Origin of the sequence: Microbacterium sp. UCD-TDU (assembly GCF_000340625.1) — a bacterium.
Classification (GTDB): domain Bacteria; phylum Actinomycetota; class Actinomycetes; order Actinomycetales; family Microbacteriaceae; genus Microbacterium; species Microbacterium maritypicum.
This window is the reverse complement of record NZ_KB454446.1, coordinates 845,096-859,957: the sequence shown is the minus strand read 5'-3', so window position 1 is coordinate 859,957 and position 14,862 is coordinate 845,096. Positions and strand designations below refer to the sequence as shown.

At 69.8% G+C, this 14,862-nt stretch carries 15 protein-coding genes; 7 read left to right on the top strand and 8 right to left on the bottom strand.

The annotated features are described in order from the left end of the window. Positions 1 to 13 precede the first annotated feature (13 nt). Entirely contained in the window at positions 14 to 1,348 is a 1,335-nt protein-coding gene (locus D514_RS27030; protein ID WP_017829457.1) for an MFS transporter, read from the bottom strand. A 5-nt stretch (positions 1,349 to 1,353) separates the two neighbouring features. After that, a complete protein-coding gene (locus D514_RS27025) occupies positions 1,354 to 1,794 on the bottom strand; it encodes a MarR family winged helix-turn-helix transcriptional regulator (RefSeq protein WP_031205704.1) in 441 nt (146 codons plus the stop codon). A 59-nt stretch (positions 1,795 to 1,853) separates the two neighbouring features. Between D514_RS27025 and D514_RS27020 the strand changes: the two genes are divergently transcribed. The 5 genes from D514_RS27020 (at position 1,854) to D514_RS27000 (ending at position 6,548) form a co-directional block, all read left to right on the top strand. Continuing rightward, complete coding sequence (locus D514_RS27020; protein ID WP_017829455.1) at positions 1,854 to 2,591, top strand: copper homeostasis protein CutC; 738 nt, start codon at positions 1,854 to 1,856, stop codon at positions 2,589 to 2,591. Between the two features lie 35 nt (positions 2,592 to 2,626). Beyond that, positions 2,627 to 3,478 carry an alpha/beta fold hydrolase gene (locus D514_RS27015; RefSeq protein WP_017829454.1) on the top strand — a complete coding sequence of 284 codons (852 nt, stop codon included), beginning with the start codon at positions 2,627 to 2,629 and terminating at the stop codon, positions 3,476 to 3,478. 195 nt (positions 3,479 to 3,673) lie between these two features. Further along, positions 3,674 to 4,411 carry a DUF1684 domain-containing protein gene (locus D514_RS27010; RefSeq protein ID WP_017829453.1) on the top strand — a complete coding sequence of 246 codons (738 nt, stop codon included), beginning with the start codon at positions 3,674 to 3,676 and terminating at the stop codon, positions 4,409 to 4,411. A gap of 38 nt (positions 4,412 to 4,449) precedes the next feature. Then, the gene (locus D514_RS27005) at positions 4,450 to 5,499 is read left to right on the top strand and encodes a biotin/lipoate A/B protein ligase family protein (protein WP_017829452.1); all 1,050 of its coding nucleotides are present in this window, start codon (positions 4,450 to 4,452) and stop codon (positions 5,497 to 5,499) included. Positions 5,500 to 5,627: 128 nt separating this feature from the next. After that, on the top strand, positions 5,628 to 6,548 hold the full coding sequence (locus D514_RS27000) for a site-specific DNA-methyltransferase (RefSeq protein WP_051056586.1): 921 nt from the start codon (positions 5,628 to 5,630) through the stop codon (positions 6,546 to 6,548). A gap of 9 nt (positions 6,549 to 6,557) precedes the next feature. Here D514_RS27000 and D514_RS26995 read toward each other — a convergent pair whose 3' ends face one another. Further along, positions 6,558 to 7,127, bottom strand: a complete 570-nt coding sequence (locus tag D514_RS26995; RefSeq protein WP_017829450.1) for a TetR/AcrR family transcriptional regulator — start codon at positions 7,125 to 7,127, stop codon at positions 6,558 to 6,560. 222 nt (positions 7,128 to 7,349) lie between these two features. Between D514_RS26995 and D514_RS26990 the strand changes: the two genes are divergently transcribed. Beyond that, a complete protein-coding gene (locus tag D514_RS26990) occupies positions 7,350 to 8,855 on the top strand; it encodes a carboxylesterase/lipase family protein (protein WP_017829449.1) in 1,506 nt (501 codons plus the stop codon). An 18-nt stretch (positions 8,856 to 8,873) separates the two neighbouring features. Here the strand turns inward: D514_RS26990 and D514_RS26985 are convergent, their stop codons facing one another. The 3 genes from D514_RS26985 to D514_RS26975 are packed head-to-tail and all read right to left on the bottom strand — an operon-like array spanning position 8,874 to position 11,118. Further along, a complete protein-coding gene (locus D514_RS26985; protein ID WP_017829448.1) occupies positions 8,874 to 9,221 on the bottom strand; it encodes a cupin domain-containing protein in 348 nt (115 codons plus the stop codon). Further along, positions 9,218 to 10,621: an FAD-binding oxidoreductase gene (locus D514_RS26980; RefSeq protein ID WP_017829447.1), complete on the bottom strand. Its 1,404-nt coding sequence runs from the start codon at positions 10,619 to 10,621 to the stop codon at positions 9,218 to 9,220. The genes D514_RS26985 and D514_RS26980 overlap by 4 nt, the downstream gene beginning before the upstream one ends. A gap of 29 nt (positions 10,622 to 10,650) precedes the next feature. Next, positions 10,651 to 11,118 (bottom strand): Lrp/AsnC family transcriptional regulator, encoded by a 468-nt coding sequence (locus D514_RS26975; protein ID WP_017829446.1) that lies wholly within the window; start codon positions 11,116 to 11,118, stop codon positions 10,651 to 10,653. Between the two features lie 99 nt (positions 11,119 to 11,217). Between D514_RS26975 and D514_RS26970 the strand changes: the two genes are divergently transcribed. Further along, positions 11,218 to 12,669 carry a gamma-aminobutyraldehyde dehydrogenase gene (locus D514_RS26970; RefSeq protein ID WP_017829445.1) on the top strand — a complete coding sequence of 484 codons (1,452 nt, stop codon included), beginning with the start codon at positions 11,218 to 11,220 and terminating at the stop codon, positions 12,667 to 12,669. A gap of 56 nt (positions 12,670 to 12,725) precedes the next feature. On the opposite strand, the gene D514_RS26965 is transcribed toward D514_RS26970, so the two are convergent. Further along, positions 12,726 to 13,250: a GNAT family N-acetyltransferase gene (locus tag D514_RS26965; RefSeq protein ID WP_017829444.1), complete on the bottom strand. Its 525-nt coding sequence runs from the start codon at positions 13,248 to 13,250 to the stop codon at positions 12,726 to 12,728. Between the two features lie 51 nt (positions 13,251 to 13,301). Beyond that, positions 13,302 to 14,369, bottom strand: a complete 1,068-nt coding sequence (locus D514_RS26960) for a M23 family metallopeptidase (protein ID WP_236610923.1) — start codon at positions 14,367 to 14,369, stop codon at positions 13,302 to 13,304. Between the last annotated feature and the right edge of the window lie 493 nt (positions 14,370 to 14,862).

The window sequence follows — 14,862 nt, the reverse complement described above, 5'->3', positions numbered from 1 at the left end:
GCCCCGACGCGGGTCAGTTCTCGCGCTCGCTCTTCTTGGCGCTGCGGATCGGTGTGGTCACAGCCGCCTCGTCGCTGAACTCGATCGGGTCGACCTCGATCACGCGGAGGGGACGGGTCTCGTCGAGCGTGAGCAGGAAGCGGCGATTCTCATCGCGCCGGAGGCGGCCAGAGGTCGCCACCCAGATCACGCCGATCGCGCACGCGACGAATCCCGCGGTGCCGCCGAGCATGATCGCGGCGCGCGGTCCGAAGGTGTCGGCGACCCATCCGGCGATCGGCGCTCCGACGGGTGTCGAACCCATGATGACCGCCATGTACAGGGCGAGCACACGTCCGCGCAGAGCGGGATCGGTGGTGATCTGCACGTAGCCGTTGGCGGTGGTGAGGAGGGTCACGATCATGAACCCGGTGAAGGTCAGGGTGACGGCGTAGGACGCGTATGTCGGCATGGCCGACGAGACGAAAGCGGCGATGCCGAACCCGCCGGCGGCGAGGATCACCACGCGCACGCGGGCTCGATCGCGTCGGGCGGCGAGCAGGGCTCCGATCAGCGAGCCGATCGCGAGGACCGAGCTGAGCACGCCGTACCCGTCGGCCCCGGCGCCGAACTCGAGAGCCATGGTGGAGGCGAAGATCGGGAAGTTCATGCCGAACGCGCCGATCAGGAACACCGTGACGAACACCACGCGCAGGTCGCTGCGCCCCCACACGTAGCGGAATCCGGCAGCGAGTCCGCCGCGGTTGCGGTTCTTCAGACGCGGAGCGAGCAGGCTCCGGCGCATCAGCATCAGTGCGAGCAGCATCGCCAGGAAGGTCGCGGCGTTCACGATGAACACCCAGCCCGAGCCGATCGCCACGATCAGCAGGCCGCCGACGGCCGGTCCCACCATGCGGGCGAGGTTGAACGACGCCGAGTTGAGGGCCACCGCGTTCGAGGTGTCGCCGGTCGAGACCATGTCCGAGACGAACGCCTGCCTGGCCGGGGCGTCGAAGGCGTTCACGATGCCGAATCCGAGGGCGAACCCGAACATCATCGGCAGCGTCATGAGGTCGTTCAGGAGCAGCACGCCGACCGCGATGGCCAGGGTCAGCAGTGCCGACTGGGTCGCGAACAGGATGTGCCGTCGGTCGAAGCGGTCGGCCACCCACCCGGTCAGACTCACGAGCACGAGCGGAGGCCCGAACTGCAGCGCCATCGTCACGCCCATCGCGGTGGCGTCGTTGTCGGTCAGCTCGGTGAGCACCACCCAGTCCTGAGCGGTGGCCTGCATCCATCCGCCGACGTTGGAGATCAGGGCACCCGCGAACCAGATCCGGTAGTTGATGTTCGCGAAGGAGCGGAACATGGCGCTCATCGCTCGACCACCCGCCTCATCAGCGCGCTGGCTTCGCGCAGCGTGGCGAGCTCGGCCTCGGTGTACTCGACCTCGCGCAGCATGTCGGCGAGCAGCTCGTCGCGTCGGCGGATGGTCTCGACGACGATGTCGGTGCCCGCCGCGGTGATGTCGACCTGCACGCGGCGGCGGTCGTCTTCATCGGGCGTGCGCACCACGTAGCCCTGCTCCTCGAGGCCGTTGATGGTGCTGGTCATCGAGGGGGCTGTGACGCGCTCACGCTCGGCGAGGGTGGAGATCGTGCGGCGGCCGTTCATGCGCAGGTCGGCGAGCACCGCCAGCTGCGCGTCGCTCATCGAGTCGGCGGCGCGGGCGCAGCGGAGGCGGCGGGCCAGCCGGAACGTGGCCATGCGAAGGTCTGTGGCGGTGAGGTGGAGTGAATCATCAGACGCAGACATTACTTAGATAGCCTATCTAATTTTTCGGATGCCGTCTCGGCAGCGGGCACAATGGAGGGGTGACCCGAACGCTCGCTCTCGAAATCGCCGTGCAGGACCCCGCTGGAGTGCGGATCGCCGCAGAAGTCGGCGCCGACCGCGTCGAGCTCGCCACGGCCCTCGCCCTCGGCGGGCTGACCCCGTCTCCCGCGACCCTCGAGCTCGCCGTCGAGGCGGCAGGTGCCGACGGCCCCGAGGTGCACGTGCTGGTCCGGCCCCGCGCTGGAGGTTTCCACTACACCGAGGACGAGCTCGTCGTCTCCGAACGCGACGTCCGCCGCGCGATCGCCGCCGGTGCCGCAGGCGTCGTCATCGGAGCCCTCGACGCCGAAGGGCGCCTCGACCTCTTCGCGATGGCCCGTCTGCGCGACGCCGCCGGGGGCGCCCCCGTCACCCTGCACCGCGCCATCGATGTGACAGCCGATCCTGTCGCGACGCTGCAGAGCGCCCGTGAGCTCGGCCTTCGCCGCGTGCTCACCTCGGGCGGGGCATCCGCCGCGATCGACGGCATCGAGACGCTGCGCGCTCTGGTCGCCGCCGCCGAGGGCGAGATCGAGATCATGGCCGGCAGCGGCGTCGACGTGACCAGCGCTCCGGTGCTGGCGGCGGCGGGCGTCGACGCCATCCACTTCTCCGCGAAGCGTGCCGTGACCGAGGACGGCGGCGTGCGCATGGGGTCGGCCTCCGACGGGGTCGGCGGCTACGAGGTCACCGACCGCGACATCGCCTTCGCGATCCGGGACGCCCTCGCGCGGTAGCCGCCCCCTCGCAGGGTGAGTAGGCTCGCACCGTGATGGATACCCGCGAGTTCACCGACGCCTATGGCGTCGACATCGTCTACGACGTCCATCCTGCGCACGGGACGCCCCGGGGCGTGGTGCAGCTGCTGCACGGCGTCGGCGAGCATGCCGGGAGGTACGGAGCGCTGATCGCCGCGCTCACCGGCGCCGGCTTCCACGTCTACGCCGACGACCACCGCGGGCACGGACGCACCGGCATCCGCCAGCACGGCGGACCCGAGAAGCTCGGACGCCTGGGCAAGGGCGGACTGCGCGCAGCCGAAGAGGCGATCTGGCAGCTGACGGGCATCATCCGTGAGGAGAACCCCGACCTCCCGCTCGTGCTGCTCGGGCATTCCTGGGGCTCGTTCCTCGCGCAGATGCTCGTGAACGATCACCCGGAAGCCTGGGACGCCGTGATCCTCTCCGGATCTGCGCTGCGGATGCCCGGCTCGCTGAACGCCGCGCCGCTCAACGCGCGCTGGGCAGGCGAGGGGGCCACGGGGCTCGAGTGGCTCAGCCGCGATCCTGCCGTGTGGGCCGCGTTCGACGAGGATCCGCTGACCACCGACGTGCCGCTGCTCAAGCTCTTCGGCCCGATCGAGGCCGCGAAGCTCTACGGCCGCCCGGCCAAGGACCTCGCACACGACATCCCGATGCTGCTGCTCGTGGGTCGCGACGACCCGGTGGGCGGACCCCGCAGCGTGCACAAGCTCGCCGACGAGTACCGCAGCCGCTCCGGCCTCACCGATGTCACGACACTCGTGTACCCGGATGCGCGTCACGAGATCTTCGCGGAGCTGCAGCAGGAAGAGGTGCGCGCCGACGTGCTCGCCTGGCTCGACGCGCACATCCCCGCCCGCTGAGATTCGCGGCTTCATCGCCGAGACCCGTGAGATGTTCCCGGATGAGGCCGGTGTGACGCGGCGTTACGCGCGGTGAAGGCGTGTGACGCTGCCGCCTCGACCGGCGCGGAGCCCCCGTAGATTCGGGGCAATATTCCGCGCATGAGCGAGGAGTGCCCCGTTCTGCGGTGCCCTCGCACGGGAGGGACCGCTCCGATGAGCTTCGTGAAGGACTGGCAGGACTGGCACGCGTCACGCGAGCGCTACGCGGGCTCGGAGTACGGTCCGTCGGCATTGGAGTCGACGAATTGGCTCATCACCGAGGCGGCGGCCGTCGACGGCATCCCCGGTCTCTGGGCGCTCACCGGTGACGGAGGCATCCGCGGCAGCGAGCTCGGTCGGGCGGGATCCACCGTCGTGCTGCGCGGAGGCGAGAGCATCCGCCTCGGGCGCCGCGAGCTGCGCGTGTTCGAGCGCCACGGCACGCTCGCCCTGCGGGTGCTGAATCCGGCCCGTCCGCAGCGCGAGTGGTTCACGGCGATCGACGCCTACGCCCCCGACGAGCGCTGGCGGCTGCCGGCCGTGTTCGAGGAGACGCCCGGTGAGCAGATCGTGATCACGTCGGTCGACGGGGATGCGCGGGAGACGCCCGTCGCCGGTCGACTGCGGTTCGAGCTGGCAGGGGCTCCGCAGACGCTGACCGTGACCCGGAGCGCGCAGGGAGCGCTGGGCGCGGTCTTCGCCGACGGCACGAACGGGCTCGAGACGTACCGCTTCCGGTTCCTCCCGGTCGACGAACCCGCCGCCGACGGCACGGCCGTGATCGACTTCAACCGCGCTTACCTGCCCCCGTGCGCGTTCTCGGACCAGTTCGTGTGCCCGCTCCCGCCGGTCGGCAACCGGTACTCGACGCCCATCCGCGCCGGGGAGCGGGTGGTGGTGCTCGGAGGCTGACCCGCCGGAACCGGGGCTGCGCGCCTTAAGCTGGAACCGTGCACGGTGAATACAAGGTCCCAGGTGGAAAGCTCGTCGTCGTCGACCTCGAGATCGAGGACGATCGGATCGCCCGCTTCCGCCTCGCCGGCGACTTCTTCCTCGAGCCCGACTCGGCGCTGGACGACATCAACGCCGCCGTGAACGGACTGCCGGTCGAGTCGGACGCGACCGTGATCGCGAACGCCGTCCGCGGAGCTCTTCCCGACGGCGCCCAGCTGCTCGGCTTCAGCCCCGAGGCCGTGGGCACCGCGGTGCGCCGTGCGCTCGTGACCGCTCCGGGCTGGCGTGACTTCGACTGGGAGATCGTGCACGATGATGCCGTCTCGCCGCGCATGAACCTCGCCCTCGACGAGGTTCTCACCTCTCGGGTGGGCGAGGGCCGCCGTCGACCCACCCTGCGCATCTGGGAGTGGAACGAGTCGGCCGTCGTGATCGGATCCTTCCAGTCGTACCGCAACGAGGTCGATCCCGAGGGCGCGGCGACGCACGGGTTCGACGTCGTCCGCCGCATCTCCGGCGGAGGGGCGATGCTGATGGCGGCCGGACAGATCATCACGTACTCGCTGTACGTGCCCGCATCGCTCGTCGCCGGCATGACCTTCGCCGACTCCTATGCGTTCCTCGACGACTGGGTGCTGCAGGCGCTGCGCTCGCTCGGCATCGACGCGGTGTACCAGCCGCTCAACGACATCGCGAGTCCGACCGGCAAGATCGGCGGTGCTGCCCAGAAGCGCCTCGCCAACGGGGGAGTGCTGCACCACGCGACCCTGTCGTACGACATCGACGGTCAGGTGATGACCGAGGTCCTCCGCATCGGCCGCGAGAAGCTCAGCGACAAGGGCACGACCTCCGCCGCGAAGCGCGTCGATCCGCTGCGCAGTCAGACCGGGCTCGAGCGCGCCGAGATCATCGAGCGCTTCAAGGACACGTTCCGCTCGCTGACCGACGCCGAGACGGGATCGATCTCGGCCGACGAGTACGCCGATGCCGAAGCCCTCGTCGAGTCGAAGTTCGCCACCGAGGCGTGGCTGCATCGGGTGCCGTGACGGCGCCGGATCCCGACCTGTCCACCGCGGCGGACCCGCCGGACGCCGCGCCGCACGCGATCGAGCCTGTCGTGCCTGAGCCTGTCGTGCCTGAGCCGGTCGTGCCTGAGCCGGTCGTGCGCGGTGCGGTGACGATCATCGAGGGCGACAACCTCGCCGTGGCCGCGACCCTGTCCTCCGGATCCTTCACCCTCGTGTACCTCGACCCGCCCTTCAACACCGGTCGCACACAGGAGCGGCAGGTGGTCACCGCGCGACGGTCGTTCACAACTCAGGAAGAAGGCGCGGATCCGGGCGCGGTGGCTGCCGAAACGGGGAATGCGTCGCCGATCGTCCGGAGTTCTGCACCGGCGGCCGCCGAGACCGAGGTGCGGCACGGATTCCACGGCCATGCGTACGAGCGGGTGCGCGGGATGCTGCGCGCCTACGACGACCGCTTCGACGACTACGGCGCCTTCCTCATGCCCCGGCTCGAGGAGGCGTGGCGGCTGCTGGCCGACGACGGCACCCTCTACCTGCACCTCGACTACCGGGAGGCGCACTACGCGAAGGTCATGCTCGACGCGGTGTTCGGGCGGGACTGCTTCCTCAACGAGCTGATCTGGGCGTACGACTACGGCGCCAAGTCGCGCAGCCGCTGGCCCACCAAGCACGACACGATCCTGGTCTACGTCAAGAATCCGCGCGAGTACGTCTTCAACTCCGACGAGGTCGACCGCGAGCCCTACATGGCGCCGGGACTGGTCACCCCCGAGAAGGCCGCGCGCGGCAAGCTGCCCACCGACGTCTGGTGGCACACCATCGTGCCGACGACGGGGCGGGAGAAGACCGGCTATCCCACGCAGAAGCCGGAGGGGATCCTCCGCCGCATCGTGACGGCATCGAGTCGTCCCGGAGACCGTGTGCTCGACCTGTTCGCCGGGAGCGGCACGACGGGAGCGGTGGCCTCGGCGCTGGGCCGGGACGCCGTGCTCGTGGACGACAACCCCGAGGCGGTGCGGATCATGAGGGCGCGGATGCCGCACGCCGCGGCGACGACGCTCGACTGACGCGGGTCGTCAGGACGGACGCAGCAGCACGAGGAACTGCTCGATCTCGGCGGCCATGTCGAGGGATGGATCGAGCATCCACGCGGCCTGGAGCCCATCGGCCAGGGCGTGCAGCGTGCGCACCACCCAGGCGGGGTCGAGGTCGTCGCGCATCCGGCCGGCCTTCTGATCCTCGGCGACCCGGGCGCGGGTGAGGGCCTCGACCCGCTCGGTGCGCTCGCGGAAGTAGGCGTGAGCGGGGTGCGCGGGGTCTCCCGCCTCGGCGGCCAGCTGCGCGTAGAGCTGCACGAGTCCGGGGACGGAGGTGTTGTGGCGCATGACCGCGAGGAAGGCGCTGGAGGCGTCTTCGCCCGCGTACTCCTGCTCGTCGCGGTCGTCTCTGGCGCGGAGGATCGCGACGAAGAGCTCTTCCTTGCTGCCGAAGTAGTGCAACAGGCCCGCGGGGCTGAGACCGGCGGCATCCGCGATCTCCCGCACCGAGGCCTTGCGGTAGCCGTGCTCGGCGACGACGGCGAGAGCGGCTTCGAGGATCTCCTCACGCTTGGCGACGCCCTTCGCATACGCCCCTCGTGTCGCCATGGCTCCAGGGTAACCGGCGCGACGAGAACACAAAAACCAAACAACGTTCGTGAATGGCTTGCGGGGATGTCCTGCGATCTGCCAGCATGTCGGATTAATACCGAACAACATTCGGCATTAATATCCTCGCGGTCGCGGTCGCGGTCGCGGTCGCGGTCGCGGTCGCGGTCGCGGCTATAGGGGAGTGCGCTGATGACCAGGAACGACCGGGAGAATGCTCTCATGACCGATACCGACTTCGAGACGACCGCCGACTATGTCGAGGTGAGCACGAGCGCCGGACGGGTGCGCGGCCGCTGGCGTGCGACCACGGGAGGGCGCGGCAATGCGCGCTCTGCCGGCTTCCTCGGCATCCCGTTCGCCGAGGCGCCGATCGGAGAGCTGCGTTTCCAGGCGCCCGTGCCGAAGGCACCCTGGGAAGGTGTGCGCGACGCGCTCGAGTTCGCCGCCACCGCGCAGCGCGGGGACCCCGGTGTGACGCTCATCCCCGAGCCGAGCATCGAGGGCGACTCCACGCTCAACGTGAACGTCTTCACCCCCGACCCGACCCGCGCCGAGCAGGGGACCGGCCTCCCGGTGCTGGTGTGGATCCACGGCGGCGGGTACTTCGCGGGCTCACCGGCGAGCCCCTGGTACGACGGACGCAACTTCAACCGCGACGGCGTCGTTACGGTGTCGCTGTCGTACCGCCTGGGCTTCGACGGCTTCGGCTGGATCGAGGACGCACCGTCCAATCGGGGTGTGCGCGACTGGCTGCTCGCCCTCGAATGGGTGCAGCAGAACATCGCGGACTTCGGCGGGAATCCGTCGCGGGTGACGATCGCCGGGCAGTCCGCCGGTGGAGGGGCTGTGCTGACCCTGCTCGGGATGGAGAAGGCGCAGCACCTGTTCCAGGGCGTGTACGCGATCTCCGGCGCGCTCGCCGACGTGGCTCCCGCCCGTGCCGAGGCATTCGGGCGTGCGCTTGCCGCAGCGGCGGGCGTCGAGCCGACCGTCGCGGGCTTCTCGTCTCTGAGCGAGGAGCGCATCCTCGAGCTGCAGAAGAAGGCGACCGCGCTCGGACCGGCTTCGCTCGGCAGCGTGGTCGAAGACGGCCTGCCGCTCGGGCCCGCCGTCGACGGCGACCTGCTGGTGCGCCCCACGCGGGAGTCCCTCGCCGCGGGGGTCGGGGCGGACAAGCCGCTCGTGCTCGGTGCGACCGACGACGAGTTCACGATGGTGTTCACAGGGTCCGAGAAGAAGCTGCGCTGGGTGCCGAGGTCGCTCCTGCTGAACAGGCTCGGGCTGCCGAAGAGCGTGCGACGGGAGTACCTCGCCGCCAACTCCGACATCACCGGGCTCGGCAACGCCCGGGTGGGCGGTCGGCTGTTGACGGACCGGATGTTCCGCTCGGCGCTGCTGAAGATCGTCGCCGACCGTGGTGACGCCCCCACCTGGCTGTACCGGTTCTCCTGGCCGTCGGGCCACTTCGGGTTCGCCGAGCACTGCCTCGACGTGCCGTTCTTCTTCGACTGCCTCGACGGTCCGGCCATGGAGCCGCTCGCCGGACCGCATCCGCCGCAGGAGCTGGCCGACGAGGTGCACGGCGCCGCTGTCGCCTTCGTCACCGGAGGGGACCCCGGCTGGCCGCGCCACCAGGGCGCGAACGGCATCGCCCGGGTCTACGACGTGCCGACGCGCGACGTCGCCGACGCCTACGCCTCGGTGCGTCCGCTGCTGAAGGGGTGAGCGGGAGGCCCCGGTGCGTCAGGTGATGTAGATCTTGCGGAGCGTCTCGGTGACGGTCCAGGTGGTGCGCATGCCCTCGGCGAGGCGCACCACCGAGCCGGGGCCGACCTCGAGGTCGGGCAGTCCCGATGAGGCGAACGCGATCGTGGCGCGCCCCGACAGCACGACGAACACCTCGTCGGCCTCGATGTCGGTCGCGGTACCCGGTGTCATCTCCCAGATGCCGATCTCGGTCCCGCCGAGCGCCGCCAGCTCGCGCACGGCGGCCGTCGGCGACCCGGCGAGCACATCGTCCGCGGGGAGAGGTCCGTGATCGAGGGGCAGAGCCGCCGCATCCACTCCCGCCCCTGCGGCGAGAACGTTCACGAGTCGAACCCCATGCCCACGGCGTCGAGCGTCTTGAGGAACAGGTTGCGCCTGCCCTCGTTGTGGTCGGCCTGGTTCATCGCTGCGCGCACGAGGTTGACTCCGATCGAGGCGGCGGGTTCGGGAGGGAAGGGGATGGGCTTCTCGCGCACCATCCGCAACTGGGTGCGCTCGGTCTCCTCGCCGGCGAGCTTGTCGAGCATGACGTCGGCCGCGAAGCGCGCGGCGCCGACGCCGAGCCCGGTGAATCCGGTCGCGTAGGCGACGCGGCCCTTGCGGGCGGTGCCGAAGAAGGCGCAGAAGCGGCTCGACGAGTCGATCGCCCCGGCCCAGCGGTGGGTGAAGCGCAGACCCTCCAGCTGCGGGAAGGTGGTGAAGAAGTGCGAGGCGAGCCGGCGGTGGCTCTCGATGCGGTCCTCGTACTCCGGCCGCACCTTGCCGCCGAAGTGGTAGACCGCGTCGTAGCCGCCGAACAGGATGCGGTTGTCGCCCGTGAGCCGGTAGTAGTGGAACTGGTTCGCGCTGTCGGCGAGTCCCTGCCGGTTCGACCAGCCGATCGATGCCAGCTGCGCGGTGGTGAGCGGCTCGGTCATCAGGACGTAGTCGTACACGGGCACGGTCATCAGGCGGTTGCGCTTGAGGAGCGAGGGGAAGACGTTCGTGCCGAGGGCCACGGCATCGGCGACCACCCGGCCGTTCGGGGTGACCAGGGTGATCGGTCCCGATCCGTCGCCCTCGATCCCGCGCACCAGGCTGTGCTCGTAGATCTCCACCCCCAGGTCGGCGGCCACGCGGGCCAGCTCCACGCCGAGCTTGGCGGGGTGCACCATCGCGCAGCCGTCGCGGTCCCAGTCTCCGGCCAGGAAGGTGTCGGAGTGCACCTCGGCCTGCACGGCTTCTCGGTCGAGGAAGCCCGGCTCATCGCGGAACCACTCGACCTGGTGCGGCTCGACGGCGACAGCCAGCTGCCCCGTGCGCTCGAACTCCGCATCCATGCCGTAGCGCTGGATCGTCTCGCCGATGCCGTCGAGGTTCGCGTGGCCCAGCTCTTCGAGTCGGTCGATCTCCTCCGGCCAGCGATTCACACCGTTCTCGTGGCCGTGGGTGAGGCTCGACTCGCAGAAGCCGCCGTTGCGTCCGGACGCGGCCCACGCGATGCGCGAGGCCTCGAGCAGCACGACACGACGCTCGGGGTCGCGCTCCTTCGCGCGCACCGCCGTCCACAGCCCGGCGTACCCGCCGCCGACGATCGCGAGGTCGGCGCGAACCGTGCCGTCGAGACGAGGGTGTGTCGGTCGATCCACGTCGTCGAGCCAGAACACCCGCAGGTCGGTGTCGCGGAGCGAGGCGTCGATGACGGACGGCGACGGCTGCTGGCGTTCGAAGACGGTGGTGCCCATTGTTCTCTCCGTTGTGTGCGGGGCGCGCCTCAGCGCGTGCCCCAGTTGTAGAGGTCTTTGTAGAGGCCTGCGTAGAGCATGCTCTCGGTGTGGGTGATGCCCGGGATGGTGCGGATGCGGGTCGCGATGAGATCGATCAGGTGCTCGTCGTTCTCGCACACGGCCTCGACGAGGATGTCGAAGGTGCCGAGCGTGACGACCACATACGCCAGCTCGGGGATCGTGGTGAGCTCCTCGGCGATCTCGCGCGGGTCACCCGAGACCCGGATGCCGATCATCGACATGCGGTGGAAGCCGAGCTGCATGGGGTCGGTGACGGCGACGATCTGGATGATGCCGGCCTCGGTCATCCGCTGCACGCGCTGGCGAGCCGCTGCTTCGCTCAGGCCGACCTCGCGCGCGATCTCGGCGTAGGGGCGGCGGCCGTCTTCCTGCAGCAGTTCGACGATGCGCTTCGAGATGTCATCAAGGGCAGGCTGGGACGGCTTCGTGCTCATGTGTCGATATTGTCAGCCGGTTCTGCATTCTGCAACCGATTCAGTTGTTTCGTCTGATCAGATCTTCAGATTCCGTATGGATGTCGATACGATGACCCCATGTCCAGTCACCTCCTGAAGAACTCCGCGCCGCTGCAGAACTTCATCGGCGGCCGCTACGTGCCCGCGAGCGGCGCCGACCGCATGCCGCTCGTCGACCCTGTCACCGAAGAGACCTACGGGGAGCTCCCGGTATCGGACGGCAGTGACGTGGATGCCGCCTACGCCGCCGCATCCGCCGCCTTCCCGATCTGGCGCGACACCACGCCCGGCGAACGGCAGCTGGCGCTGTTCCGCATCGCCGATGAGATGGAGGCGCGAGCGGAGGAGTTCGCCGACCTCGAATCGCAGGACACCGGCAAGCCCCGGGCCAGCCTCGTCGCGGACGAGATCATGCAGTCCGTCGATCAGTTGCGCTTCTTCGCGGGTGCGGCGCGAAGCCTCGAGGGCAGGGCTGCGGGGGAGTATCTCGCGGGCCACACCTCCTTCGTGCGGCGCGAACCCGTCGGCGTGATCGGCCAGGTCACGCCGTGGAACTACCCGCTGAACATGGCGGTGTGGAAGATCGCTCCCGCGCTCGCCGCCGGCAACACGGTCGTGCTGAAGCCTGCGGAGTCGACGCCGCTCACCACCCTGCTGCTCGCCGAGATCGTCGCGCTGCACACGCCTGCCGGCACGCTCAACGTCGTGCTCGGAGACAGGGACACGGGTGTCGCGCTCGTGGAGCACCCCACGCCGCAGATGGTCGCCATTACCGGGTCGGTGCGTGCGGGCATGGCGGTCGCCCGTTCGGCGGCCGCCGACGTCAAGCGCGTGCACCTCGAGCTCGGCGGCAAGGCTCCGGCGATCGTGTTCGCCGATGCGTCGATCGACAAGGCCGTCGAGGGCATCATCACCGGCGCATTCTTCAACGGCGGACAGGACTGCACCGCCGCCACCCGGGTGCTGGTGCACGCCTCGCGGCACGATGAGCTGATCGCCGCGCTGGTCGCCAGGGCGAAGACCCACGCCCGCACCGGTGGCCCGCACGAGGAGGGGGTGCTGTACGGCCCGCTGAGCAGTGCGGCACAGCTCGCGCAGGTGCAGGGCTTCATCGACCGCCTGCCCGCGCACGCGACGATCGAGACCGGCGGACGCCGCCAGGGCGACCGCGGCTACTTCTGGGAGCCCACGATCGTATCGGGCGTGCGACAGGACGACGAGGTCGTGCAGGGCGAGATCTTCGGACCGGTGCTCACGGTGCAGGCGTTCTCCGAGGACGCCGAGGCCCTGGAGATGGCCAACGACGTGCCCTACGCGCTCGCCGCGTCGGTGTGGACGACCGATCATGCCAGGGCGATGCGCTTCTCGCGTGATCTCGACTTCGGCTGCGTGTGGATAAACACCCACATCCCGTTCGTGTCGGACATGCCCCACGGCGGATTCAAGCACTCCGGCTATGGGAAGGATCTGTCGCAGTACGGCTTCGACGACTACACCCGTATCAAGCACGTGATGAGCGCACTCGACTGAGGCGGCCGCCGGCGGCGTGCCCTCAGGTGCTCAGGATCTTCATGCGGGGATCGTCTTCACGCGGAGAGTGTCTTCACGCGGCGGTGCTCGCGCAGGGTGAGCTGAGGACGCTCCTCGATCTTGATCGCGCCGTCTTCGAGCCAGCCGTGACGGGCGTAGAAGGCGTCGGCGCGCTCGTTGCCGTCGAGCACCCATAGGTACGCGCGGTCGTGACCGGCCTCGGTGATCCGCTGCTCGGCGGCTGCCAGCAGGGCATGACCCGCGCCGGTGGACCAGGCGGAAGGGTCGGCGTAGATGCCGTACACCTCTCCGTCGGCGAGGCCGTCGGGGTCGCGGCCCGAGCCGAGTGACGCCCAGCCGACGAGGCGGTCGTCGCGCACGGCGACGAGGGTTCCGAGGCTCGTCGGCAGCGGCTCGGCGAGGATGCGCCGCCAACCCGCGGCCCTCTCATCGACGGAGAGGCCGTCGAGCACGGACTGGTCGATGAGTCCTCGATAGGCGGCCTGCCACGAACGCACGTGCACGCCGGCGATGTCATCGGCGTCTTCGGCGCGTGCGTCGCGGATCGCCAGTGGACTCATCCCGCCACCCTACGGTGATCGCACAGGCGGCGTGGGGTCGTGCGGTACCGGTCAGCTCACGTTCTTCTTGAGCCACGGAAGGGGGTCGACCGCCACCGTGTTGATGTGGACCTCGAAGTGCAGGCACGAACCGAACACGTACCCTGTCGAGCCGACGTCGCCGATGTACTGACCCTCCTCGACGCAGTCTCCGACCTCGACCGCGCGACTGCCGTAGGTCATGTGCGAGTAGACGGTGCTCACGGCCTGCCCGTCGACGATGCTCTCGATCTGGATCGTGACGCCGTAACCCTGGTAGCTCTCGGTGGACCGCGAGACGCAGCCCTTCATCGCTGCGTTGATGGGGGTGCCGATGGGGGCGGCGAAGTCCTGGCCGAGGTGGGATCGGCCCGGCCGCGAGGCGCCGAAGCCATCGGTGAACGAGTAGGTCCCATCGGCCATCGGCATCACGATGCGTCCGGCGAGAGGGATGTCCATCGCGCTGGAGAGCGGCATGCCGGCGGCGACGGCGGCGGCAGCGGCGCGGGAGCGGGTCTCCTTGATCTCCTCGGGCGTCGTCGCGGAGAAGTTCCCGCGAGGATCGATCTGGGCGCGGATTCCCGCCTTCGCCGTGTACGACTGCGCGGTTCCTTCTGCCGCGGTGGAGACGCTGGCGCTGGCGTTGGCGGCCTGGCCGCCGACCGGGTTGAGTGCGGGAAGAGCCGCGCCGGAGATCAGCACGCCGATCGCCAGTGTGGCCCCGAGCGCCTTGGCCCTCGCCCACCGACGCTTCTCCCGGCGCACCAGAGCTCGAGAAGTCGGCGCCGTCGGCGCGGCCAGGTGTCGCGGGCGCAGACGAGGATCCCAGGAACGGGGAGCGCGGGGTGCCTGTGGGCTGGCCGGAGGGGCGTCGGCGGAGGGGGCGGGCGTTGCGGAGGAGGTGGGGGCTGCCCCGGGGGCGAGGGCCGCCTCTGGTGCGGGTGCTGCCTCGGGTGTGGGGGTTGCCTCGGGCGTGAGGGCTGCCTCGGGCGTGAGGGCTGCCTCGGGCGCGGGGGCCGCCTCGGGCGCGGGGGCCGCCTCTGGTGCGGGTGCTGCCTCGGGTGTGGGGGTTGCCTCGGGTGCCGGGGTGGGGTCAGTCACGGAAGTGGTGTCGCCGGCGGACGGTGCATCGACCGGGGTGGCTGCTTCGGGCGTGGAGGTGGCGGGAACTGCATTCGCCCGTCGGGAACTCCGTGTATCCGCGGTTGCGGAGCGCCTCAGGTCGCGCCGCAAGAGCGGTCGCGTCGAGCCAGGGACGTGTGCGGGGGCTTCCGAGGCGTCGTGATGGCGCTCGGGTGGCAGGGAATTCGTGACGGGGTCCTTCCGGGAGGCAGGTGTGCGCGGCGGTCGATCCCCCCGGATGCCACCGTTACCGATCTGTAATCTAATTCGCGAAATCGAGAGCGTCAAATCGAGAGCGCATGGATCGAGATCCGTGTCGCGGAGGGTGCTCGGGCTTCCATCGACCTCGGCGGGTGTGTGTTGTGGAGGGCGATGTACCGATTCTGCGCCGGGAGCCCGACGTCCGGGCGAGCCGTGGGGCGCGATCTGCCGTACGTGGGGAAAGGCGGGAATCCGCCTCGCCTGTGGAGGA